The following is a 26,628-nucleotide window of genomic DNA, read 5'->3' as shown; positions in this document are numbered from 1 at the left end:
TATATCCCTCAAAGCACCAATCAGATTGAAACTTAACCTTCATACATCAAAGGCCCCTTCTGCCGAAAACGGCGGAAGGGGCCTTTGATGTAGATGGAATAAGCTATTTACCATATAGTTGTGTTGTAAATGCACCACAACGTCCTCCAGCATTAGATTGGAGATGTAACTATGCCGTGTAACGGTGTCTTCAGTTCATGAGATGTATTGGCCAGAAACTCGTTTTTTAACTGATAGAGAAAATGCAACTTTTCTAACAGGTTACTGATAGTGCTATAGGCTCTCAAATCCGCTGGGCGGAGATATAGACCTAGCTGAATATAAAGAAAAAGCCTCACGGAAACTTCCATTCCCCCTTTCTTCTATCCTTACAGTATATTTATGGCTTGCACTCTTAACCATTTTTAATATTATACTCAATATCTAAAGGTTCTAACTGAGTGCCTATTTAAAGAAATTTTTATATTCTTCAAAGAAAAAGAATACTTTTTTACGATCTTTACTAGTTGAACATTTGTTCGTATTGAGTTAAAATGAAAAATATTGCACGTTATTACGTACGTAATAAAGGAGAATGCTGATGAACTTCAGTTACACCTTCCCAGCTTTAAGAGGAATTCAAGCAGGTAGAGAATTCTATACTGTCATGTGTCCACTCCGTTTAATAGCTAAAATTTTCCTGTTTGACGAAGAGGAAATTCCTGTTGAGCATCGGGCACAACGTCTAATGAATAGGTCGCGGATTCCTGATATCACCAATTATATTTTAGAGAATCCTAAGGACTATATCTTCTCTTCTCTAACAGCAAGTGTGGACGGTACTATGAGATTCAAAGAAGTTTCAGATGAGATGAAAGACATAGGACAACTGACTATCTCTCTTGATTCTAAGTTTTTAATTAATGACGGACAACACCGTAGAGCGGCAATCGAAGAAGCCCTGAGGATCTCTCCTGAGCTTGGAGACGAAACAATTTCAGTGGTCTTTTTTCATGACTTTGGCCTTACTCGCTCTCAACAAATGTTTTCAGACTTGAATCGTCACGCCGTCAATACAACATCATCAATCGGAATACTTTATGACCATCGAGATCAATTATCATTAATTACAAAAAGTTTAATATCTGATATCCCATTATTAGAACGATATACAGACCGAGAAAAAGTATCTCTTTCTAAGAATTCACCGAAGCTTTTCGCGCTAAACCATGTTTTTAATACAACTTCTCGTCTTATCAATAAACGTAAAGGCGAACTTATATCTGAACAAGAGAAAGAATTTGTTACCGCCTTTTGGGAGTTACTATGTGTATCAATCCCAGAGTGGCAAGAAGTTATTAAAAAGAAGATCTCACCTCGAGAACTACGTATTCAATCAATCGTCGCTCACGGGATTTTTCTGGAATCTCTTGGAATAATAGGCTATTATCTATACCGGTATCATCCGGATGAATGGCAGTCCTATATTATGAAACTCAACACCATCGACTTGAGTCGAGAAAATAAAAAAGACTGGCAAGGACGCGCTTATAGCAATACTGGCAGAATTAATAAAAATGGTGAAACTATTCAGTTGACTGCAAACTTGATTAAGTCCAAAATCAACCTCCCACTCACCGAACAAGAACAGAAGATTGAAAACAAATTTAAGGAGGTGTCTATAAATGGGTAATTTAGGACTCAATATATTCAATACTGGTACCAAATTCATTGAAGCAAAAGAGTTGATTAAGGAAGTTTATTTAATGGACGAGCGTCCATGGGTTGTTGGTTTTAGCGGCGGTAAAGATTCTACAGCTGTAGTTCAACTTGTCTTTCAGGCACTTCAAGAACTTAATCCTTCTGAGCTGCACAAAAAAGTTTATGTTATCTCTTCTGATACCCAAGTGGAAACACCACTTATTATAGATAAAATCACCCGTACATTAGGTCGAATACAAGAAAAAGCATTAAATCTTGGTCTCCCAATTGAGACGCAAAAGGTCCGTCCTAAGGTTGAGCAGACCTTTTGGGCTTCCATTATCGGTAAAGGTTACCCAACACCTCGTCAAAAATTCAGATGGTGTACAGACCGTTTAAAGATTGAGCCTGCAAATCGCTTTATTCTCGATAAGGTTGATCAATTTGGTGAAGTTATTATGCTACTTGGTGTTCGTGACTCCGAAAGCTCAACACGAGCTGCAGTAATGCAGTCACATACTATTGAAGGTAAAAAGCTAATGCGTCATTCAACATTAAGAAATGCATTTGTGTTTGCTCCAATTCGGGCCTTTGATGTTGATGATGTTTGGGAATTTTTGCTTCAGTATGAATCCCCTTGGGGTGACGATAACAATGAATTGCTCGAACTGTATCAGAATTCAAGTAGCGAGTGCCCACTAGTTGTTGATAAAGAAGTTAAAGAAAGTGCAGGATCTTGTGGAAATAGCCGTTTCGGTTGTTGGACTTGCACAGTTGTTTCTGAAGATAAAGCTCTGAGTGGGTTTATTAACAATGGAGTGGATTGGTTGCGTCCTCTCTACGAATTCAGAAACTTCTTAGTACAAATTAGAGAAGATCACACGAAGAGACAAAAACAGCGGATGAATGGTGAAGTATACCTACTTCCGTATCACGAGGAACCAACACCAGAACAAGAGATAGTTGATAAGGAAAAGCTAAAAGAATACCTCAACACAAATAACATTAACTTAGCTACTGTAGAAGAACTTAATATTCTAATTAGAGAAGAAGATGGCACACATAAGCGCCTTGGGGTCGGCCCATTTACCTTAAAAGCTCGTGAAGAAATACTTAGACAATTATTACGAGCACAAAGACAAATTCGTGAGCTTCACGATCCGACTATTGAATTAATTAGTCTTGAAGAACTTAAAGTCATTCGTAAGTACTGGCATAAAGACTTGCAGTGGGAAGATCGTTTGCCATTAATCGTCGAAGAAGAAACAGGTGAAATTTATGATTGGAACCATGATGATCGCCCTGTATTCAAAGATGATCAACTCACTGACCTTGAAACATTGTGTCAAGAAGAGGGCATCAACTTGAGCGTACTCAAACAATTAATCTCAATAGAAAAAGATTATTCTGGAGTAAAAGTTAGACGCGGATTATTCCAAGCATTTGATAAAACTTTAAAGCAAGACTTCTTGCATTTATAAAGGTGGACTAGCATTTTATGCAAATAACAAAATTAGTGCTCTGTAACATTGGAGCTTACTTCGGGAATCAGAATACATTTAATTTTAAGACCAATGAAACTAAAAATGTAGTTCTTTTAGGCGGAAAAAATGGAGCTGGAAAAACAACAATTTTAGAGTCACTTAGAATTGTATTATTTGGATCAATGGCTTATGGATTTGTGAATGATAATGAACCGTACTTCCGAAAAATTTCATCCTTCCTTAATAGAAAAGCTATAAATGAAGAAAGCAATCCTGATTTTCGAATTATTATCCAGTATGATTCCACAGAGGATTTCGAAATCCAGAGTTATACCTTGACAAGAAGTTGGAGAATTAAAAATAAGAAAATCAAAGAAGATTTCTACGTTGTTAGAAACGGAAAATCATTGAATAATCAAGAAAAATCGGATTTTCAAAATCGACTACGTGAGGAAATGCCCCCTCGTCTCTTTGAACTATGTCTTTTCGACGGCGAAGATATTTCTCGAATTGTATCGGAAGAGAAGATCCCTGAATATCTTAGTGAATCTGGAAAAATCCTTTTCAACTTAGACCTTTTTATGAACTTAGAAAAAGATCTTCAGTCTTATCGAATACAATATGCGCAACAAAATGCAACTGCAGCCAAAGATATTAAAGATCAAGAAGAATTAGAATTAAAGATCATAGAAAATAAGAAGATCGTTAGTGAAAAAGAATCTATTATTTCCGACTCAGAGCAAGAAATAGATCTTCTTAATGATGCAATTAAACAGCACAAAAGAGATTTTGATACGCATGGGGGTTTGTTAAGAGATAGACGACAAGAATTAGTCACCGAATTGAATACAATCGAAAATCAACGCAAATCTAATTCTGAAAAAATACGTTCGCTTACTACCAGCCTCCTTCCTTTTTACATTACGAAAGATTTACTTGGTAAGGTTGTAAAACAGCTTGATTTAGAGAAAGAAACTGAATCTTTTGAATATATAACCTCTTCATTAGAGAAAGATAAGCTAATTAAGCTTATTGATCAGTTACAACAACTAAATAAAACAAAACCTATAGATATTGATATTGATCTGCTACATAAGGGCCTTTTAAACATTATGCAGCCTGAGCATATCCAATTATTACATCGCGCATCCTTCGCACAACGTAGTGAGATTCTGCAGTTATTTAATCAAATTCAAAAGTTAGAGCCTGAATTTTACCTTCAACTTTTCGATCAGAACGCTGAGTTGCTCGTTCAAGCCCATGTAATTCGAAAAACAATAGAACAGAATGATCACTCTAGCGAATTTAAAGATCTCTTGGAGCAAATTGAGAATAAGACAAAACGTGTTGAGCAGTTGAGATTACTTATTGAACAGTCTACTAAAGAAGTTCTTGAAGCAAATGATGCTATCCGAGTGCATATGATCACTTACAATAAAATTACGGATAAAATCAGGGACTTTCATAAAGCTGAAAATTCCTATGTCATGACCGAAAAGCTCTTACACGTCAGCAAACGTTTTAGAGAAAGACAATGGCGTAAAAAGTTAGATGACGTAGCCAACGAGTCAACTAAAATGATTAATATTCTTTTTCGAAAAAAAGCTTATATTGAACGAATTCATATCGATCATCTAACCTTTGAGCTGCATCTCTTTGATCGCCAAAAAAATGAAATTACGAAAGAACGTTTATCTGCTGGCGAAAAAGAAATGCTAATGCTTACTGTTATTTGGGCCATGTTTAAAGTCTCTGGTTGGAAACTCCCATTTGTATTTGATACGCTCATGGGACGACTAGACCAAGACCATAAGAAAGCATTAATCGAACATTTTATTCCTAAATGTGGAGAGCAAGTATTAATGTTTACAACCGATTCTGAGGTCTCTGCCGAACAATTTGAATTAATAAAAGGTAATACTGCTAGATTCTACACTTTAGAATTTGATGAAATCTTCGATAGTGCAAAGATTGTTAAAGGGCGCTATTTTAACCTTAGTAAGGAGAGTGTTCTACTTTGAATTTTACTTTGCGAACCTCCAAATATGCTAAAGATATTCTTACCCAACTTCATGCATCAACCGGTATCACACCAAATATTCTAATCCGCTATGCTGTTAGCCTCTCTCTTAGAAACAGTACAACTGATAATAAAGTAATACCTATTACTAAAGACTTTTCAGATGGTCTCGTGCTCAATCGAAATACTGTTACGGGAGAATATGACTATGTTTTTAAGGTCCTTATCACACAAGCTGCTGAGAAGCAATTAACTGACGAGGATTACTTTCCTGGATACTTTAATGCGCATTTAGAGCGAGGAATCCGCTCCTTAGCAGGTGAGTTTAAGAGTACTGGAAATTTTGAACGCTTTATTCGAGCTTTACTAAGTTAATAGGATGTAGGAGGAATCTAAATGCTTTATTTAGATAATAGTGCCACTACCAAAATTCTCCCCGAAGTACTTGAGGCAATGATGCCTTACCTCAAGGAGGAGTACGGAAATCCTTCCAGTAAATTTTACTCTTTAGCCGAAAATGCAAAAAAAGCTGTCGCGAAAGCTCGTGAGCAAATAGCATCGTTGCTTGGTTGCGATCCAGACGAGGTTATCTTTACCAGCGGAGCAACAGAGAGTAACAATATGATTATAAAAGGCATTGCCGATTATTATAACGACGGCAATATCACGAATAAACGCTTACTCACCTCGAAGGTGGAGCATCCTTCTATAATAGAAACCTTTAATTTCCTAAGTGAGCGTGGGTTTGAGGTTTCATTGATAGATGTTGATCAGTTCGCAAGAATTGATGTTCAAAAAGTAAAAGAAGTGACTGAGCAAGCTCAGCCACTTCTTACATCTATCATGTGGGGTAATAATGAAATCGGCTCACTAAATCCAATTGATGCACTTTCCGATCTCTTTAAGGATAACGGTTTGTTCTTTCACACTGACGCTACACAAGTAATAGGAAAAGTCCCTATTGATCTTAATAAATTAAAAGGAATTCGCTTCTTGTCAATGTCTGGCCATAAGATTGGTGGCCCAAAAGGTATTGGAGCAGCAATCATTCGAAAACAGACGAAAGAAATATATACTCGGATTACACCTCTTCTGCATGGGGGCGGACAGGAAAATAATTATCGTAGTGGTACCTTAGCGGTTCACAATATTGTTGGCTTAGGCAAAGCTGCTGAACTAGCTACAGCTAATTTAGAGCAAAATGTGAAACGTTTGAGGGAATTAGAGGATTACTTAACTAATATCTTTAAGACCAACCTAGGAAATAAAATTAAATTCAACAGCGATACAAAAGATAAAATCCCCGGTTTAATTAGCTTACAGTTTATTGGTGTTAATAACGAACTCTTACTTAAGAAGCTTGCCGGCCATGTCGCCCTTTCCACTGGATCAGCTTGTAGTTCAAGTAAACCAAGTCATGTTTTAAGTGCATCTGGTAAAACTCTAGAGGAAGTTCGGCAGACTATTCGTGTGACTTTAAGCCCAGAGCTTAGCGAGAACCAATTAGACATATTCAAAGAAATCCAGTAATTTTTTTCATTTTCTGTAGCCTATTTGAATATTAATTTTCATCTATAACATTCAGGAGTCGATACTTTGAAACTTTACGATGCCGCTATTTTAGCCCTTAAAGAAATAAACTCCCCCTCTCCTGTTCACGAGATATTGAAAGTAATAAAAAAGAACCATTGGTTTGATTTTAATACAACTGATGAGCTGGGTGTTTTGAATATGACATTAAAGCGAAGGACCCAAGATTATATTATATCTCAAGCTATCAAAGTTAAAAGTTTCCGACTTAAAGATGGTTTATTTTCTTTAATTGAAGATAGAGATGCCATGGACTCTGTTCCCCTTAAAGTCGAATTAATTGAGTGGAAGAGCCGTAGAAATAGATGCATTGAAGATATTAAAAAGTGTCTAAAATCAAATAAGCTATCATTATTTTTAGGAGCAGGAGTCTCTAGATCTGCTGGGATTCCAACATGGGATGTATTATTAGAGAAAATTAATGAAGCTGTCTTTAGAGAAATGAAAAATAATAAAAATGAAGGTAAATTAAGAAACTATCGAATATCTAGTAAAGAAGCAGTTGCCCTAACAAATTTATTAAGTCAATTAGGCGATGATTCCCCAATTATTAACGCTTCTTTTTTAGAAACTAACTTAGGTAATAATTCATTATCAAAAGAAATCCGGGCAGCCTTATATGGGAAAGGTAGACGTAAAGTTTTCACTTCACCCACATTACAGTGGCTAGCCAAATTATGTAACCATAGAGGGAGCTATCAAGTACAAAGCGTGGTTACCTTTAATTATGATGATTTGTTAGAACAGCATTTAAAAGAGGTCCCACTAACTTATATGCCAATATTTAAAGAAGATGATGAAGTAGAACCTAATTGTTTGCCAGTATACCACGTTCACGGTTACCTACCACAAAACACTCAAATCTATGATTCTCATCCTATAGTGCTTACTGAAAAGTCATATCATGATGTTTATACTAACTCCTACTCTTGGTCAAACATAACTCAGCTATTAACTTTAAAAGAAAATAATTGTGTATTTATTGGCTTATCAATGAGTGATCCAAATATGAGGAGAATATTAGATATAGCAGCGGGAAAAAACCATAACAAGGTAAAACACTTTGCATTCATGCAGCGACTTGAATTAGAAATTGAAGAAAGACAGTTAGAAGATGATATCAGCACAATATCGGAAGAGATACTAGAAGCTTTTTTAGAAGACTTCCATCTTTCTCGAGAAAAACACTATGCTCGGTTAGGAATTCAAATTGTTTGGTTTGAAGACTTGGCAGAGATTCCTCAACTAATCAAATCACTAGTGGATTAAAGGAACAGCCTGTACTTCGATAATCATTAAAGTACAGGCTGTTAGTAGTCATTTAATTAGTAAAAAAATTATTCTTTATTTAATTCCCAAAAAGCTCGATCTCTCATCCAAACCGGCTGCCCCGATCCTGCCTTCATAATACTATAATGTTTCTGTAATGATTTGATTCGGTTCATAATATTCTCTTCCTCAGCCTTACTCTGCGTACTGAACACCATCCGAATCTCTTTAGCAGATAACTCAGAAACATTATGAACAATCCATGTAAGAATGTAATTTGCATAATCATTATCCGATGTTGAAAAATGACTTAGGAACTGTGTAGATAGAATGGTACCTACTCCATATTCTCTACCTTCCTTAAGAATTTTCTTAATTGAGGTGAAATCCTTGCTAAGAAAATTATCTGCTTCATCAACCAGAATCATCTTTGTAATCTCACGATAATTACCGTTAATACCACTATGACCCTGCATCTGCATTTGATTATAAAATACATCGAGAGTAATCGATACTACTAAATTCTGAATACTTGCGTTAAATCCAGATAGGTTAATAACAGTAATACCATCGATCATATCAAAAAGTGAGATTGTCTTACTAGCATCAGGCTCAAAGACCTCCATCTCATAAAGCTCTTGAAGCGCTGCGTATAGACTATCAACTTTCACATCTTCTCGCTCTGTATAAAGTTCATAGATATCACTTAGAGTAGGAGCTGCCTTTTCCCAAGTTATTGCGTCGTTTTTGATAATACCTTTTTGGTTGTAGGCATCCATTATTACTCCTTTAAGAGTATTCACTTGTACCTGTCCAAGGTTAAATGCCTTTGCGATCGTATCTGTCAATGTGCTACTAGTATGCACTGGCAACAGTGGACGCAACGGTTTCGTTACATAGAGAGATAATGGATTATATGGTAAGTGGTATAAATCATAGACCTTCGCACCTGTAACTTCAGTGAAATCCGATTTGATATAGTCGCCTTTGTAATCAAAAATCAAGATTCCAATTGGCGTTTCATTCACGTTATCAGTACTGTTACGAAGTATCTGAGTAATCAAGGATTTAGTGAATTGCGTTTTCCCTGTACCCATTGTTCCAATAATGCCTGTGTTAGTGTGCATTATTTTATCAGTCGAGGTCGGATACCATTTTACTTCTTCTTGACTCTGTGCATTGTGACCGAACAAAATCTCCAATGGTTTTACAGGTTTAACTTCAATTTTTAAATTGCTATTTGTATGATCATTATCAAGGGAAGGCTGCACGTAATTATCTGTTCTGTAGCTACCTGATTGATCAGCGGCATTTTCACAATAGTTGTCAGTGTTTTCTTTTCTATAAATTAAACCTATTTCTGATTTATACAACTTTGAAAGAAGTTGATCTGATCGAATATCCCCATCCTCACTTTGGATATGGTCCTTAATTTCCTCAATATTCTTAATGATAAAATCATATCCGCTCTTTTCTGGATAATCAAAGACTAAGACATCCTCTGTTCTTTTGATTCCTGAAAATACACAATCTTTTTTAAAGGAGATGACTGCTCCATCACCGATATACTCTTGCAGTGTATTTGAAATTCTATAATCATCGTTGAGCAATCTTCCCCTCAACCTACTGTCCGTAACATTTCTCCAGTATTGCTCTGGCCAGATCGAGTAAAGATTCATTTTTTCAGCACTAGCGATCGCTAATTGTATAAAGAAGTTACGATATAATTTCGATTTAAAGACGTTCTCTTCAGATTCTAACAAGAAGTCTATTAACAATTTTTTAGTTTCCTTAACTTGGTCTACAGCCTTATCATATACTGACTTAGGGTTATTCCCAATCTTCACTTCAATCGGATAGAAGTGAACCGTTAGATCTTCGCCCTGCTCCTCAATACCAATTAGTAGCAAATCATCGCTGTAAGAGCCAAACTTTCCAAGGTTCCTAGCTGAAAACAACCCTTCCGATTGCCTTAGTCCAGTACCACCAGATATTCGTAGAATCTCTTCCATTGAGATAGGTATCCATATAATATCCCGATGGGCAAAAGCAGCTAAAGCCAATTTTACAGCAGACAAAATACTGATTTTTTCTTTCGGAAACTGATTTTTTTGAGCCAATAATCGTAACAACCAGTTTCCGTTAATTGCATTAAAAAAATTGATTATTGGAGGCAACACTTCATCAGATGCTATAATTTGGTGAGAGTCCAAAAATTCTTTAATTAGCCGTTGATATTGCTTCGAGCGTCTTGTCACAGTGATTGCATCAAAGCCACTAGAAGAGGTGTACTGATCACTGTAATGGATAACAAGCAAATCCTTCTGCTCATCATTATTCTTAAAGAAACTGAGATCTACCTTGGGTTCAATAAAAGTAACCCAATGTGACGAATCGTATACAGCATCTAACTTTTGCTTATGCTCGGCAGAGATAGCAGTTACGATATTCATATCTTCTTGATAATTATCTAGTGTCCTTGCAACTCGAAGCAAAGAATTGAGTTTAGGAACAAGGTTTAGCAACGGTGCTTCGGATGTTCTGTAATATTTAGTACCAAACCCTGTCTTGTAATCCTCATTAATGAATACTGATGGAACACCAGATACCAATCCAAATAAGGATAAGCCTGTAATAATCTCAGATGCATTGCTTGTGGCTACTTGTTCTATTTTGCTCATTTGGTAGAAGGTAATATGGCAGTATTCATATTGATTAGTGACAACATCACGTGAATAAAATTTAACTTGGTCTCTAAAGATATTTAATATCTCTTCGGAGTGGTATCCTTCTAACTCCAACTTTAAGTTGAAATTTTTAGCAATTTCCTCTGCATCAGAGTACTGTGACATCTCTTCAAAGACATTATTAATCCCTTTTTCTGCATAGATATGTAGTTCGATAGGGAGTAGGTCACTCTTCTGAACCTCTCTCTTAAGCTGTCTTTTATAAAATTCAAACAACCCTTGCAGAATTTCCTGACAATCACCCATATTAATTGTGTTTATTTTCAAAGGTGCTCGATAATCTAAATCGAACAAATAAGAAAAATGCTCAGTGAATTCTTCGATCTTCTCCTGTACCAGCTTATTTACAAAGAGTTTTGAGGACTCAAATCTCGGTAGACTTTGGTCAATATAGGTTGTCCATTCATATGAATCGCTAGGTTCAATCACTTTATACAAACCGCCATTAAATGAGACATAAGGAACTAGATGTGTTGGTCTTAATGTACGGAGCAGCTCATCATTAATCGTCTCTTTGTCAATCAAGTCCTTTAGCTGTAGTTGATAAGCAAGATTAAGCGGGTGCAGAGGCGTATATAGCCATTCTGGGTCCTTAAGTCCTTTACGAATTGTGCCTAGTAAAACTAGATCACGTTGTGTTTGAACTAACGATTGTCCGTTTTGCAATTGTTCTAATTCTTTAATATATACTTCAACATAGGCTCGAGCTAGTAAGGAGTAATCTTCATCCAAATAAGCCAGACTGGGAAGCAGTTGGTTATCACGGAAGTAACGAAGTAGATTAATATAAGCTTCTCTAACGGTTTCTGGCACGTTAATTTGTTCCGGGTGAAGTTCACCAGCTTCTTCCGTGAAGTACAGATGATTGGCACCAATTAGTTTCAGTTCACGTTCAAGATTCTTTTTGAATTCACCTTGGGCATAAGTTTCACGAGTACCTTGTATGATTTTCATCTTATCATTTTCTATACGGTACTTAAAATGATCCTGTTTCTCACGTTTTAATTTCCATACATTAAATCCACCAATCGGAACAGGTCGTTCAACTACATCCTGGACAGAAAGTGGGATTTCAGTCATCGGTAGTTTTATAGCAAAGTGAATTAAGTCTTCCTCACCTTGATTTTCCGAGTTTTTTGTAACCACTAGCTCTTCAGATTCTGTAATTTGAAATTGATTATTTTCAAAATCTTCCATGAGCTCCACCTGAACTACATCGGATTTACCTTTGTTAAAGATCCACTGCTCATGGTCTGAATTAATTAAAATACTCGAATGTCTTAATTTTGATTTTACTAGGTTGATTGTGTAGGAAGTCTGGATCGCCTGAAGCAAATTTTCTGACGTTTCTACAATCGCTATTCTAAACTCATAAGTTGGTGAAACATCTGTTTTATATTTAACTCCATAGAATGTTGTTTGTCCTGGGGCATGTGTAAGTTCTACCTTTATTTTTTTCCCCGATTGCTCAGGATTAATGTTATGTTTTATTGCAATTCTAGAAATAAAATCTTGTTTAATAAAGTCGTTAAACTGAAACTCCAAAGTAACTTTTTTTTGTTGTTCAGGATTAAATACTATAATATTACGCTTACGCTGTTGGCTCTTTCCTTCTCCATCTGCTCTTTCCCAGTAAATTAGGCCTTCATTAGTTGCTTTTACTTTTTTAGTAGACTCTATATACTCTAGCCCCTTACCCTCTAGCTTCTTCTGATTAGACTGTTTTACTTTTCCGAAGTCAGTTAGTTGCCATTCCATATCAGAGAGCAATTTTACGCCCTGCTCATCAAAATGCCTTTCCAAGCTAATATCAATAGGACCATACTGATGGGCCAATTCAACATTACTGAAAAGACTGTGATTTTCAGTTAAACGAGCTTGAATTTGCTTTTCCGTCATAGGTGTATTGAAAAATTCCGAATCCTGAAACAAACCAAAATCTTTATAATCGTAATTTTCAAGCCTTTCGTTGTTTAGAACGGTAAGAATTTTCTCATAATCAAACAAGGTTACTTGCTCATGGATTCCTTGTTGAGCTCTATTCGTCTCCATACTAAATTTTAGTATTTGCTTTTCCGGTTTTGTAAGAAGGGAATTCTCCATCATATTCTGAAGATTCTCTTCAATTGAGTTAATGTGGAACGGCATTCCTTCTTTGTCAAATGAGGTCATACCCTGTACTAAGCTATCTAGGTTTGAGTTGTGAATTAGTAGCATGGCTTTATCGATAAATAGCTCTTCATTAATTCCTACTTTATTCCGCAGCGTAGTTAGAAAATCTGGTGTCACCTCGTCAGTATTTGAAGCTATTAAAACTTTGGCATTTGATCCCATCAGAGATTTGGATTGGTAGATTCCTTCCTCTGTTTGCATATAAAAGGGCTCAGCTGTGGATAATGATTTAACTTGTTCCACAAGCAATTCTACTTGCTCATCACGTTCAAATTGAATATGATATTTATCTCCTGGCTGAACATTTGTACGAATAAAGAATTCCACAATCTGCTCAGCCAAGTAATTATAAAAATGCTTTGACATAAATAGCATCCCCACTATCACTTTTTTTCTCAAGTAAGTTAAGTTTCTCAAAATAATCAACAATCGCTGTTTGTGTATCTCGGTCAAATATCATACCCCGTGCCTCGAACTTTTCGAATAGTCTTTTCAAACGGATTTTACTCTCATCTTTAATCATTAATTTAGTCAAAAACAAAAGATAATCTGTATCAAGTATGAGCATTTTACCAGAACGTCCTCGTGACTTTAAAAAAGTTTTCTGGCAAAAGTGAACGAACCATTGTCTGTACTCGTTATAAGGCTTCGATCGAGAAGTTTGGTTAAATTGATGGTCGATCATCCTGAATAACTGATCTATTTTATTTAGAACCGACAATTCATACCGTTCAGTAAATGTCCCCATTAGCATCCATTTACTGTCCCCAGACAACTTTTGCTTATATTCTTCAGTCAATAGGTCAATCTCTTCTTCAAGCACCACTTGCTCTTCTCCTGACATTTCACGGATACAAGTAGCAATTTGCTGATATGAAAATGGGGCATTCCAATTTTCTTCCTTATGTTCATTAGATGTAAAGTTCAACATTTTTAAAAGGTTAATATGCGAGAAAATTTTCCCAATAGATTTCTCGAGATTTTTCCACCCATACTCGTAACTCACACGGGTTTTAGACAATCTTTCTTCTTCTTCAAAGGTAAAATAGATTGGCCGAATTTTCTGATCAACCGAGTTAAATAAACTTTCACTTTGGATGGCAAACTGTGTAACGTAAAAGAAGTAATAATAAGAGATAATTTTCTCAACTTGTTGGGTAAATAGATCACTTTTTGTAGATAACCATTGGAAATCTTGAAAAAATAACTTTGATACCTCTGGCAGCATAAGTGCATAATTATTTTTAATTTCGTTAGCAGTTATTAGTTCAGGTAATGACCTAAAGAGCAATGTACTCATCAGGTCAGATTCATTTTCAGTCGCAACATCTACAGACCACGCATCTCGTTGATTCCAAAGGACGTTATATAAAAAGAGTGCTAGCTTTTTATTTTCATTGTCGACAGTATTGATGTAATACAACATTTGAGGATGAAATAAATAAAGCTGCTCATTCTCGTCCAAAAAGAGCGTCTTAACCATTTGTTTGAATTCGCCACGTTGATTTGCCTGTCCAAATGAAATAGAATCTAAAACATTACTTAATAGCTTTTCAGCATCAACAGCCTCAGGTAATTTTTTTCGTCCCACCAGCCGCATAAACTCCCCAACAACTTCTCTAAAATTGTACTGTGTTTCTTTAAACTTTGTGGTGTAGGGCAAAAATTCTAGTGGGATTCTAGGATTGTGTTTAATAGAAGTTTCAAACTTAAACTCTTTTCGTATTTCCTCTAGATTTATAAGATAACTCATATTATTCACGTCTCCATAAATGAGTATTGATCAAAAGTTTCATCATACTGCAGGCGATAGCGGGTGGACTTTCCAAACTGCTTGCTTTCGAAGATAATTTCATTCTTCTGATTACCGGAGTTGTTCAACTTTTCAATAAACTCAACGAATTTAATAAACTGAAATTTGTCCTTTTTATTTGGACGGTATCCGTTCTTAATTCGAATTATTAAGGCATAAAGAGAATAATCAACATCGATAGAGGGAACAGTTGCATCGCTCTCATAAGTCACATTTTTGGTTTTGAATTGAATAGTCATCATCGTCAAAAATTTAAATAATTCCGAATGAGAAAGAACACTTCGCTTGTCTATATGAGGATCAATCTCTAATTTTTGAAGAGCATGATATTGTGTCTGTGGCTGACCTATCTGAACATATACCAAGTCACCGTTAGCTTCTCCATTCCATTTGTAGATCGCGTCACGCACTTCGCCTTTATATAGATTGGCTAATTTACTAATATCCCTCTTGTTCCAGTAGAATAAATACCTCATAAATTGCTCATATGTTTCGTCAACAAAAAAACTATGTTCCTCCTTAGGGAGGAAGTAATATAAATATACAAATAGTTTGATTAGTCTTTTCTTGAAGTTTTGTTCCTTACCATCCGAATTCCGCCATGGCGAATTTTGAAATATGGATTTTGATAAATAAGGTAGTCTACTGACGTTAATATGATTGGCGAATAGGCCTGCTCCTTCTTTAAGAGATTTAAATTCTATTAGATATCTATCCATCTGCTCTGTTCGTATCCGGGTCGGATTGATTTGGTCAATCGCTCGATGAATGGCTGATGCATCAACCTTCTCGAAGATCTGGAACGGAAGCAAACAGGCTACATAATCCTTAAAATCTTGCTCTTGTACGTATTCGATAATTTGATTATGACTCATATTCTCCATAACAGATGGAACAAGCAAGTTATACACAAAATCTAGCAAGGCGCGTGTAGAGATGATTAGTTTTTCCTTTACCATAACTTGAATCAAGAGCGCGATGATTCTATCTTGCACATCCTCATGCTGTAGTAAATCATAGTTTTGGATGATTGGATTCTTCGATGCGCTTTCTCGATCTTCTTCAAGATCTCTAAGGTAAGCTTGATAAAAGGGATTATCTACTGTATTCTGAGTAACTTTTTGGAAGATCCCTTTTATATAATCCGATTTTGGTCCTTGCTCAGTCAGCTGATACATATGATAGTCACTAAAATTCACATATCGAAAAATATGATCATCTGGACTAACTTCATCAGCAATTACTGACTCTAGAATTTTTTTTTGATATACATAAGCCTTTAGTCTAGAAAAGGCCTTACCTTCTTCAGAATCAACGAAGTTATTTAAGGCTCCTAAGTTGATGGCTAGAATGATATTTATGGTTCCGCCAACTTCTAGCTCAGCATCAGAAAATGGTTGTAGTACATTGGATAAAGTTTCAATGGATGTTCTTCTAGGAGAAAAGCTTTCAGTAGCATCATTATGTAAATAAAAATTTGATTCATCGTTTAGAAAGGGATATTTGCTTTTTAAGTAAGATAAGATATGGGACTTTCCATCTCCGACCCCACCACAGACTAAAATCAATCGTGCTTCGGACGATTCATAGGCTTCATTAATCTGTTGCTCAAGTTCCACTTCTACTGGCCGTTGAATATGCAAGTATTTCTTGAAATCACTAAAGCCCTCCAGGTTTTCAACGGCTTCTTTGGATGATTGTTTGCATTTTTTCAGAACATTGATGAAGTGTTGAGACTGTGTTGTACTCATAGGATTCCTCCATTACTCTGATGACCGAAGTATTATTTGTAATTAACCTTGTTAAATAGAAGGTCTTAAGATATAGGCCATTAGTAACTACATATTTTTTTAAGTATACCTTGTTTGGAGATTGGTGGGAAATGTAAATACTCATCATTATTGATATTGTTGATCTCTAGTCCCAAACTAATTACATAATTAGAAATTCCAATTTTAAACCCTCCACTTTTAAAGTTATAAAAAAGACCCGCAAACTTTATTTGCGGGTTTACATATAACTAGATTTCCTAAATCAGCTGACCTTCTAATACTTATTATGAAAATATTCTTTTCAAGAAACTGTGATGGTCTTCATTCACAACCACCAAACCTTCCCCAGATTCATTCGCAGTCTTAACATTAAATTTAAATACACTAGTTAAGATATTGATAATTTCATTTGAATCTTCCTCTGAAATATCTTCAAACCATTCAGGGAATTTTTCGTTTTCAGATAATATATTATATAAATACGGATTTCTTAAATAAGTACTATCTAATTTTGCTATGAAATCGGCTTGTTTACTAAATAAAACTTTATAGAAGTTATAGATATCTATATAGTCTGCTTCTAGCTTTGATACATAGTAAAATTTCCCATTAAGATTAAACTTTATTTTCACCTCACAGTTTACTACTTCATTCTCATATTTACTTATTGATATCCTTATAAAATTACCATAATCCTTAAAATTTAGTGAACCAAGTAATGAATCTATAGTTAGTTCAACCTTGATCTTTTTATTTATCCTTTGACTTAGCCGTAGATATTCATTATATTCCGCTTCCGTCATTAAAAATATATTATGCGCCCAATAATTTCGGTAGTCATAAATTCTATTCCATTCTTCCACTAAATCAGGTTTAATATGAGCATAAATATCCTCAGAATATAGGTCATTAGCATTACCCACGGAGATTTTCAATTGATTTATTTCATCAACAATATCATCCGTAATTTCATTTAAATCTTCACTTTTCTTAGCTGCTTTTAAAATATCCAATTTACTATCTAATAAATCTAACTTTTCAGTGATAATACTTCTATTCCTCCTAATATTTTCTTTAACAAAAACACTTAGGTTTTTGAAATTATGGTCATCCAATGGGTTAGCAAGGTATTTAAAAACATCGTCTTTCCTTCCTGTTTTTCGGTCATATGTATTATCATTAGATACTAGATATTGGTTTCTCCACAAAGGTCCTACTTGACGAAGCATCTTAATTTCGATTAAGTTTCTAAAGTTCCTTTCAAGTTCATAAATAGAAGAAGATATCTTCTCCAAATATTCAACGGTTTGGGAATCATAAAGAATTGAAAGATATGTTCCATCAATCATTCCCAATGTTTCAATAATTGCTTTTTTTGTTTTTTCATACTTTTTCGGCTTCTCCGCTTTGTCAAATATCGAGAAAAATATCATCTTTTCAACTGGATTAAATACATAATCAATATTGTCAAACTCCTCAGAGGACAATACTTCTTTTAGTGTTTCATTACTATATGTTTTTGTGAATTGCAAAACAAAATGCGTATGATGCAATTTGCATTCCTCCAAATAATATTTTCCTAATAACTGCATATTCACTCTTCCGGCTTTTCAGGTTTATCCTCTTGTGGATCCTGCTCTTGCATAATTTCCTGAGTGCCGATGCTCGCTCTTAAATCGACGTTTATCTCCTCCGCTGCGGCTTGCTCATCAGGTTCAGTTGTACCAAATTGATTTGTTTTATCCACTGGAACAAGTTGTTTAATTATTTCTTTTTCAGTTTTATTTTGAGCTAACAAATCTGTTAGTAAATTATTTGTTAACTGTAGAAAGGCACTGAAAGGTTCATATTTCGTTGCATCAACTGAAAAATATCCACCATTATCAAGAAAACCTTTGGGTATAACTTTAGAGAGCAGTTTATTAAAAGTAATTTTATTCTGTAATGTTATTCCGTTTTCAACTAAATATTTATTGCAATCCAGATATCTCTTCAGCGATTCATTACATTCAGAAGATTTATTAATTCTAAACACATAATCAAAAACCAATTCCTTCGGTAAAAAATTATTTAGTATAATACTAATTTTATCTTTAATATTAATAAGAGCCTCAATATCATCGTTTACTCCCTCAGTATCGAGTTTGTTAATCAATATCTTACTTATATAGCTTAATGTTATTTCTTTAACGTAAAAATTTTTATCTGTGGGCTTCTCCTTTAGTTTTAGAAAAATATAATCCCAAAAGGCTCCAAATACAGAATAATAATTGTCATTTTTATATAAATGTTTCTTATTATCAACTAAGACCCCTTCAATTGTACTCAATGTATTTTTAAACTTTTTTTGTAAGAAATCCTCTATTATTTCAATACAATTCAGCATATGAGAATAAACTATCTTTTCTTTTGACTGCTTACCTTCCCATTCAATTATTTCTTTTATATCGAGATGGTCTGAGACGTATTTCAATCCTATTAAATTTGAAGTTGTAGTTGAAAAACGATCTGAGACGTTATTTTGTACTTTCGTACTCTTATCGTTGATTGTATGGAACAATTTTCTATGTAACTCTGGACTTAATTCTTCTATAATCAAAAAGGGTATTTTCTTAGAACCAAATTCAGAAAGAAATTCTGTATCAGCCAGTATCTCATTTATTGCCTTAATCCGATGTTGCCCATCTATAATAGTAAGGCTACTTTCTTCAATCTCCATTAGGCTATTTACAGAATCATACTTTATTTTATTTGAGCAATTCATTATTACTGGTGGAAAAAAGATCTCCTCTCCTTCATTTTTCATATATTTTATTATTAAATCCACGCTGGCATCATTAATTAATCGATTCATAGATTGGTCTTTAACAATATTTACATACTTTCCAACCTCATTATATGACATGAAGCCAGTAAAACAATTTTTGGTATTCCAGAAATAAACAACTGCTTTTATTTTTCCCCTTTTCGCCATTCATATATTCCCCCTACTTATTTCATTGTTTCTAACTGTCTATCTTAGAAATATCAACTACATCCTCCTAAAAGCCCCCTTTGAAGGATAGGGTAGCATATAAAAGCCTATAAACCTAACAATAATATGCTATATATTAATTCTACATCTAATTATTTGCATTCTAACACAGTAAAAGTAAACAAATTAATTTTTTTCAATAACGAAGACAACCAAAAAACACCTTTTTTTAATATAACAGGTGTTTTTCCGAAGTTTTTTGTCAAAATCAGCAATCTTCACTATTTTACATCTTCTATTTATGTTTACATCTCATCTATACTACTCCCAAAACTCACTCCATCACAGTAAATCCAGACTTCTCTATTGTTCCTCATTAATAACGCCACCGACTCCAAATGCGTCGAGTACACAGCGGGAACAAATCTTATACGATATGCCCATTTTTAATGGAAAGAAAGACCTCAAAAAATTGCAGTCTGGTTCTTTTTTTACCCATCCTTAATTTTCGGAGTGATATGTAATTTTAACTCTATTCGATAATCTTATAGTACCTACATTACCTGCACTTCCAATCCTCTTTGTCATATCTATAAAATAGATTTGAGCCGTAACTCCTTCATAACTTCCGTATTTTATTGATACTTCAATTCCAGACATGGCGGCTATCCAAGATAGACCAGAAACTAGATCAACTAACAAAAAAAAAGCGGATTCAGCCCTATGCTGAATCCACTCTTCCATTACTCACCAATCTAATCAATAAGACCCGACTTCTGCAGCAACCGCTGAATCAGAACTGTCACTTCCGCACGGGTGACATTAGCCTTTGCCTCCAACTTATTGTCGCCACGGCCGCTGATTAAGCCAGCTTTGACGGCTAGCGCCAGACTGTCCTTAGCCCAAACGCCTATGTTGCCGGCATCTGTAAAGGTTGCAAGTACGCTTGTTGCATCCACTGTTCCAGTCTGGTCCGCAAGGCCGGTTAACTTCATCGCTTTGGAGATAATGTTCATAGCCTGCTCGCGTGTGATTGGAGCATTCGTCTGGAATGTGCCGTCCTCAAAACCGGTGATCAGACCATACTCGGATGCCGTTTCAACAGCCCCTGCATACCAGCTATTCGCTGGTACATCTGCAAACGCTGTCTTCCCGTCCCCAAGTTTCAGTCCTAGACCGCGTACGATAATCGCTGCGAACTCCGCTCGGGTGATATCTGCATTCGGGTTAAACGTCGTTTTGTTCACTCCATTAATCACCAGACGTGATCCCATATCGTTCACTGCGTCCTTCGCCCAATGATTCTCCACATCCGCAAAAGTCAGCGGATGCCAGATCACCGAATACGAGCTATTCGTCACACTCTTAATAACTGCGTAGTATTTGCCGTCCTTCAGAACGAACCTAGTCGGTACATGGCGCACTGTGCCATCTGGCTCCACAACGACTCCAGTCGTAATCCGATTCGGATCAATACCACCTGGAAGTGCCACTATCCGCTCCACGTAAGCATTGAACTGACTCACTTCCACTGTCGATGTACCGTAAGTAGCGGTAACAGTGAAATCTAGTGACGGTGCAACGAGTGTGAAGCCACCTCTGCTTGCAGCACCTGCCACTACCTGATTCATAGACGGCGAGGTCTCGCTGATCGTAATCTTCAGTGTGATATCTTCCAGCTTCAAGCCGCTTCCAAATTTTTTAGCTAACGCATCAATATTGATTTCGTCGGCTGGCAAAGTATAAGTCCCTTTGCTTGTCTGAAACACTAGAGTAGCCGATGCGTTCTCCATGTTCTTAATTATTTGACCATTTAACTCAGCAACGATGATGTTGGAATCCTGCGTCACCGGAACGATCACCACCGCCCCATTACCTTCCGCGTCCAGCTTCGCTTGGAGTTTAGCTGGGTCGACGACGATAATAGTTGTTGCCACGTTTCCTAAGGTCGTTGTTGTTGCTTTGCCCGCGTTCTCTTCCTTACCGTTAACAAGAACGATCACATCGGTAACAACTGTGTTCGCATTACCGGGGGTTGTTCCGCTATTCGAGTTGCTTCCGGATCCTGGGCTGACCGGATCAGTCCCCGGTGTTACGGTATCAGCCACCACAGCTGCTGTTGCACTACCGTATTTCACCACTTGGCCGTCAGCATCTACCTCTGCAATCCCAATCATATCCCCATTGGACGCAGGAACCAATCCCTCAATGCCTACAAGCGTGTATCCAGTCAGGACCTCTCCCACATTTGGTACGACTACGCTACCAGCGCCAAAGTTCTTATAAAAGAGCTTATGTCCTTCAGCCAGCGCAGGTATAACGGTGATTTGTGTATAGCCGTTATTTGCCGAGCCACTTGGATCGATGGCGATCACGTTCAAGCCATCGGCAGGGTTAAGCATATTAATTGTAAAGGTCAGCGTGGTTGCTGGTCCCGCCGGAACGGACCCGCTAGCTACCACCCGTACCTTAACAATGTGCTCACCACTCAAGTCTGGGGAGTTAGTTCCGTCGTACCGTACGTATGGTCCGTCGTCCACTGAAAATTCCATACTTGTGTCCAGACCAACAATCGTATTGTTCAGATCATCAGCCGTGACTTCAGGCGCGGACGGGATGACCGCATTCGAGTCATGAACGATAACCTGAGCAGCAATAGAAGCGAATGCTGTTGCCGTTGCCTTGTCCCGAACATAATACGTGTCCGGCGCAAGGTCAGTAATCATTGTGTCTGTAACTTCTGTCCAAAGACTAGTGCTGCCTATTTTGTATTCCATTTGGACTGTCAGATTCTGAATGGTACCGTTATTAGCCCCATTGTACGTTACATCCGTAACAGTCACACCTACCGGAGCCGCTGCACGAGATGGAATGTTTAAAGTCTGTACCGCACTGTCCGTAGTTGTTGAACCGTCACCTTTCTTAAGGATGCTCAGTGACGTTCCCAACCAGCTGCTATCAATTTCCAGCTTGCCATCTACTGGCACCGTAATCGCTGTATCGTTTACCATGTATGTGCCACTTGGCGTCAGGCCTGCCAACTGTTCAGTAGCATAGTCGATGACGGCTGCTGGCATCGCTTCTGGCATTTTCGTGAATGCCGATACCGTCACTTGCACCGAAGCCGAGGTAAATGCCGTCGCTGTTGCTTTCGTCCGCACATAATACGTGTCTGGAGTAAGCCCCGTCACGCTTGTACTAGGTACATCTGTCCATGCACCTGCTGTACCTTTCTTGTATTCCATTGCACTAGTAACATTGATGAGCGTACCATCGTTTGTGTTCAATCCCGTTTCACCCGTTGCTGTCACACCAATCGGCGCCACTGAACGGGACGGAATGCTTAGCGTCTGCACCGCGCTATCCGTTGTCGTCGAGCTGTTGCCCTTCTTCACGATGCTTAGCGATGTTCCTATCCAACTACTATTAATGTCCAGCTTACCATCTGCTGTCGCCGTAACCGCTGAACCTTTTACCGTGTACAGGCCACTTGGCGTCAAGCCTGTCAACTGCTCTGCCGCATAGTCAATGATGGCTGTCGGTGTTGCTTCCAGCGTTGGCACGAACGTAGCCACCGTCACGATCTTCGCTTCTGACGCAAATGCTGTCAAAGTCGCTTTCGTCCGGACATAATACGTGTCCGGAATAAGTCCTGTCACGGTTGTGCCTGACACATCCGTCCATGCACCTGCTGTGCCCTTCTTGTATTCCAACGCGGTTGTTACGTTCGTCAATTTGCCATCGTTGGCATTTATCGCCGTTTCATCCGTCGCCGTTACACCAGTCGGCACCCCTGAACGGGACGGAATGCTTAACGTCTGCGCCGCACTATCCGTTGTCGTCGAGCCATTGCCTTTCTTCATAATACTTAGCGATGTTCCCAACCAACTGTTACCAATAGCTAATTTTCCATCAGCTGTCGCTGTTACCAAAGCTCCGTTTACTGTGTACGAGCCATTTGACGTCAAGCCTGTCAGTTGTTCGACCGAATAATCAATAACGGCTGCCGGTACCACTTCCGGTGTCGCCACAAAAGCAACCACCGCCACTTGCACTGAAGCTGACGCAAATGCTGCCCCAGTCGCTTTCGTCCGCACATGGTACGTGTCCGGAGTTAGTTCCGTTACGGTTACACCCGTCACATCCTTCCATTCACCTGCCGCACCCTTCTTGTATTCCATCTCCGTTGTCACGTTCGTCAATGTACCATTGTTAGCATTTATCGCCGTTTCGTCTGTCGCCGTTACACCTATCGGCGCCCCTGGACGGATCGGAATGCTTAGCGTCTGCGCTGTGCTATCCGTTGTCGTAGAACTATTGCCCTTCTTCACGATGCTCAATGACGTCCCCAACCAAATGCTATCAATAGCTAGCTTGCCATCAGCTGTCGCTGTTAGCGAAGCCCCGTTTACCGTGTACGAGCCGCTTGCCGTTAAACCTGTTAACTGCTCAGCCGCATAATCAATGGTGGCTACCGGTGCCGCTTCCGGCGTTGGCACAAACGTAGCCACCGTCACGCTCTTCGCTTCTGACGCAAATGCCGTAGTCGTCGCTTTCGTCCGCACATAATACGTGTCCGGATCAAGTCCCGTTACGGTTACACCTGCTACACTCGTCCATACACCTGCTGTACCTTTCTTGAATTCCATCTCGGTTGTCACGTTCGTCAATGTACCATCGTTAGCACTAATCTCCGTTTCATCCGTCGCTATCACACCAGTCGGCGCCCCTGCACGTGGCGGAATGCTTAGCGTCTGCGCCGCGCTATCCAATGTCGTCGAGGCATTGCCTTTTTTCACGATGCTCAGCGACGTATCCAACCAACCACTGTTAATGGCCAGCTTACCATCTGTTGTCGCTGTTACTGCCGTACCGTTCACCGTATACGAGCCGTTTGGCACCAGACCGGTTAACTGCTCTGCCGTATAATCAATGATGGCTGCCGGTGTCACTTCCGGTGTTGCCACAAACGTAGCCACCGTCACGCTCTTCGCTTCTGACGCAAACGCCGTCACCGTCGCTTTTGTCCGGACATAGTACATGTCCGGATCAAGTCTCGTTACGGTTGCACCTGAAATATTCGTCCAAGTACCCGCCACACCCTTCTTGTACTCCATCGCAGTTGTTACGTTAGTCAATGTACCATCGTTAGCACTTATCGCCGTTTCATTCGTCGCCGTTACACCAGTCGGTGCCCCTGGACGGAATGGAATAGTCAGCGTTTGTGCCGGGCTATCCGTTGTCGACGAGCCATCGCCTTTCTTCACGATGCTCACTGACGTTCCCAACCAGCTGCTGTCTATAGCCAGCTTACCATCCGCTGTCACCGTTACCGCTGTACCGTTGTTAACCGAGTAGGCGCTGTTTGGCGTCAGTCCGGTCAGTTGCTCAGCCGCATAGTCAATGATAGCCGCTGGTGCCGGAGCTCCCGTCTCAAATATTTTAGCGGTTATTCTATAATGATCAGCATCCGTATTATCGGTTGTCACCAAGACAAGCTTGTCACCAAAGGTGGGATACAATTTGAAGCTTGGATAATATTCCACAGCGTACATCCAAGTGGCTTCATTGAAACCCTGCATAGCCACCGGAGCGGAATCCACCGGCTGATCCGATGTAAAGACTAAGTTACCGTCATTGTCATAATAATTCAGGTAAGCATACTGCGTTCCCGACCATTCTTTAAAGTTGTTGTACGCATCATTGATGGCATTGGTAGAAGTGGGGTCCGTACTTACGGTTACAAAGCCCGGCTTTGCACCATCCCTATAAATAGCAGCCGAAGATTCGCCTAGAGAGCCACTTACTGTAAAATCACCCTTACTCGTACCGTTCTTATCATATAAAGAAACCGTTGATGAGTCGTTTCTATAGTTATATTGGCTGAACATGAAATTCCCGTTGTTCAACGTGGATAGAAACAGCTGTTTTTCATCCGTTCTTATTCCTTTATTAATCGTATTTAACAGAGTCCCACTATTACTGAATATTTTCAGATAAACAGTATCCGTCTGGGGTCCTACTCCTGAATTGTAAGCAACCATATATACACCGTCTCCAGCGGATACATTAGACATGCTCGCATTATGGGAAACCAGAAGTGTTTCTCCCGAAACTGGGTTACCCTCAACAGTGAACACACGCGTAGCCGTGCTAATATTGTCGTTCCGTTGCCAGGAAAAAGCTATATTGCCGTCAGACAATTCCGTTATAGAGACAAAGCGCGTGAGTGCCGGGGTACTTGCGGCAGAGTATGTATTAATCTGTGTCTGACCGACCACCTTTTGTCCTGACTGGTTTAGCACCATGAAATAGGCATTGGGAGTACTCTCCCTAACGGTTCCCAATTGCAAATTGTTATCGCCGCTGTCGCTTTTATGGTAAGTAATCAGAATCCTTCCATCACTTAGCGCAAGCATATTCACATCAATCATTTTGTAATAGGTATCCATTAGACTACTCAGATCAACATCTGATCTAAGTGCTCCCGTGCGGTCAAAAATCTTTAAAAAATAAGAATAAACATAGGAATTGCCTTGATAAGCGAATGTGTTCAACACTACTGCGGTACTTCCGTCAGGAAGAACATCAACATCAGAAACATTCTTACCCGAGGCGTTTGTAACTGGAGGCTGAATGGGAAAGTCCACCGTTTTGGTGAATGAGGGGATGGCAGCGTATGCCCGGAGTGAAATCATCGGCAGCAGTCCAATGACTAATATAAAAGCCAATCCAATCTTGCCTAACTTTTTTAACATTGCTTTCCTCCTTGTCGAATGACTATTCATATAATTGTTAACGCTTCCGTAATTGCAGTTAATACAGAAAAGCAGATTTCTATCCTATTATATCGACATTTCTTAGAAAATAGTTTATTTTTCGACAAAAAAATACGCTAAATCACGAATTTAATATGACTTTAGTCATATATATTTGTGTTCAAAGAAAAAATCATAGATTCGCACATTAAAAAAGCCCTCTCTGTCTATTAAACAGATTAGGCCGTCACGTTTTGAATTCCTCATCCTGATTGCCGATGAAAAAAACGATCTATGATCATAGTTCTAGTTAATACAAAAAAAACCGAGAAAGGCACTTTATTTAAAA

At 38.2% G+C, this 26,628-nt stretch carries 14 protein-coding genes; 6 read left to right on the top strand and 8 right to left on the bottom strand.

Features of this window, described 5'->3' with window-relative positions; all coding sequences use genetic code 11:
• Nucleotides 1-152: 152 nt before the first annotated feature.
• On the bottom strand, nucleotides 153-350 hold the full coding sequence (locus tag NST94_RS03555) for a histidine kinase dimerization/phospho-acceptor domain-containing protein (RefSeq protein WP_339189534.1): 198 nt from the start codon (nucleotides 348-350) through the stop codon (nucleotides 153-155).
• Between the two features lie 230 nt (nucleotides 351-580).
• Here NST94_RS03555 and dndB point away from each other — a divergent pair, with 230 nt between their 5' ends.
• The 6 genes from dndB to NST94_RS03525 all read left to right on the top strand — a co-directional run bounded on the left by dndB (nucleotide 581) and on the right by NST94_RS03525 (nucleotide 8,043).
• Entirely contained in the window at nucleotides 581-1,672 is a 1,092-nt protein-coding gene (gene dndB, locus NST94_RS03550; protein ID WP_339189532.1) for a DNA sulfur modification protein DndB, read from the top strand.
• The gene (gene dndC, locus NST94_RS03545; RefSeq protein WP_339189530.1) at nucleotides 1,665-3,161 is read left to right on the top strand and encodes a DNA phosphorothioation system sulfurtransferase DndC; all 1,497 of its coding nucleotides are present in this window, start codon (nucleotides 1,665-1,667) and stop codon (nucleotides 3,159-3,161) included. The genes dndB and dndC overlap by 8 nt, the downstream gene beginning before the upstream one ends.
• A 17-nt stretch (nucleotides 3,162-3,178) precedes the next feature.
• Complete coding sequence (gene dndD, locus NST94_RS03540; RefSeq protein ID WP_339189528.1) at nucleotides 3,179-5,185, top strand: DNA sulfur modification protein DndD; 2,007 nt, start codon at nucleotides 3,179-3,181, stop codon at nucleotides 5,183-5,185.
• Nucleotides 5,182-5,559: a DNA sulfur modification protein DndE gene (gene dndE, locus NST94_RS03535; protein WP_339189527.1), complete on the top strand. Its 378-nt coding sequence runs from the start codon at nucleotides 5,182-5,184 to the stop codon at nucleotides 5,557-5,559. Before dndD ends, dndE begins: the two co-directional genes overlap by 4 nt.
• A gap of 21 nt (nucleotides 5,560-5,580) precedes the next feature.
• The gene (locus NST94_RS03530) at nucleotides 5,581-6,714 is read left to right on the top strand and encodes a cysteine desulfurase family protein (RefSeq protein ID WP_339189526.1); all 1,134 of its coding nucleotides are present in this window, start codon (nucleotides 5,581-5,583) and stop codon (nucleotides 6,712-6,714) included.
• Nucleotides 6,715-6,780: 66 nt separating this feature from the next.
• Nucleotides 6,781-8,043 (top strand): SIR2 family protein, encoded by a 1,263-nt coding sequence (locus NST94_RS03525; RefSeq protein WP_339189524.1) that lies wholly within the window; start codon nucleotides 6,781-6,783, stop codon nucleotides 8,041-8,043.
• A gap of 68 nt (nucleotides 8,044-8,111) precedes the next feature.
• On the opposite strand, the gene dptH is transcribed toward NST94_RS03525, so the two are convergent.
• From dptH to NST94_RS03490, 7 genes are all read right to left on the bottom strand, one after another.
• Nucleotides 8,112-13,304 carry a DNA phosphorothioation-dependent restriction protein DptH gene (gene dptH / locus NST94_RS03520; RefSeq protein ID WP_339281665.1) on the bottom strand — a complete coding sequence of 1,731 codons (5,193 nt, stop codon included), beginning with the start codon at nucleotides 13,302-13,304 and terminating at the stop codon, nucleotides 8,112-8,114.
• 4 nt (nucleotides 13,305-13,308) lie between these two features.
• Entirely contained in the window at nucleotides 13,309-14,715 is a 1,407-nt protein-coding gene (gene dptG / locus NST94_RS03515) for a DNA phosphorothioation-dependent restriction protein DptG (RefSeq protein ID WP_339189520.1), read from the bottom strand.
• 5 nt (nucleotides 14,716-14,720) lie between these two features.
• Nucleotides 14,721-16,526 carry a DNA phosphorothioation-dependent restriction protein DptF gene (gene dptF, locus NST94_RS03510; protein ID WP_339189519.1) on the bottom strand — a complete coding sequence of 602 codons (1,806 nt, stop codon included), beginning with the start codon at nucleotides 16,524-16,526 and terminating at the stop codon, nucleotides 14,721-14,723.
• Nucleotides 16,527-16,831: 305 nt separating this feature from the next.
• The gene (locus NST94_RS03505; protein WP_339281664.1) at nucleotides 16,832-18,145 is read right to left on the bottom strand and encodes a hypothetical protein; all 1,314 of its coding nucleotides are present in this window, start codon (nucleotides 18,143-18,145) and stop codon (nucleotides 16,832-16,834) included.
• The gene (locus NST94_RS03500) at nucleotides 18,142-19,521 is read right to left on the bottom strand and encodes a DGQHR domain-containing protein (RefSeq protein ID WP_339189516.1); all 1,380 of its coding nucleotides are present in this window, start codon (nucleotides 19,519-19,521) and stop codon (nucleotides 18,142-18,144) included. Before NST94_RS03500 ends, NST94_RS03505 begins: the two co-directional genes overlap by 4 nt.
• A 501-nt stretch (nucleotides 19,522-20,022) precedes the next feature.
• Entirely contained in the window at nucleotides 20,023-20,265 is a 243-nt protein-coding gene (locus NST94_RS03495; protein WP_339281663.1) for a hypothetical protein, read from the bottom strand.
• Nucleotides 20,266-20,276: 11 nt separating this feature from the next.
• Entirely contained in the window at nucleotides 20,277-26,279 is a 6,003-nt protein-coding gene (locus NST94_RS03490) for an S-layer homology domain-containing protein (RefSeq protein WP_339281662.1), read from the bottom strand.
• Nucleotides 26,280-26,628: the final 349 nt, after the last annotated feature.

Source organism: Paenibacillus sp. FSL H8-0282 (assembly GCF_037963825.1).
GTDB lineage: Bacteria > Bacillota > Bacilli > Paenibacillales > Paenibacillaceae > Paenibacillus_AQ > Paenibacillus_AQ odorifer.
This window is presented reverse-complemented; position numbering and strand designations above follow the sequence as displayed.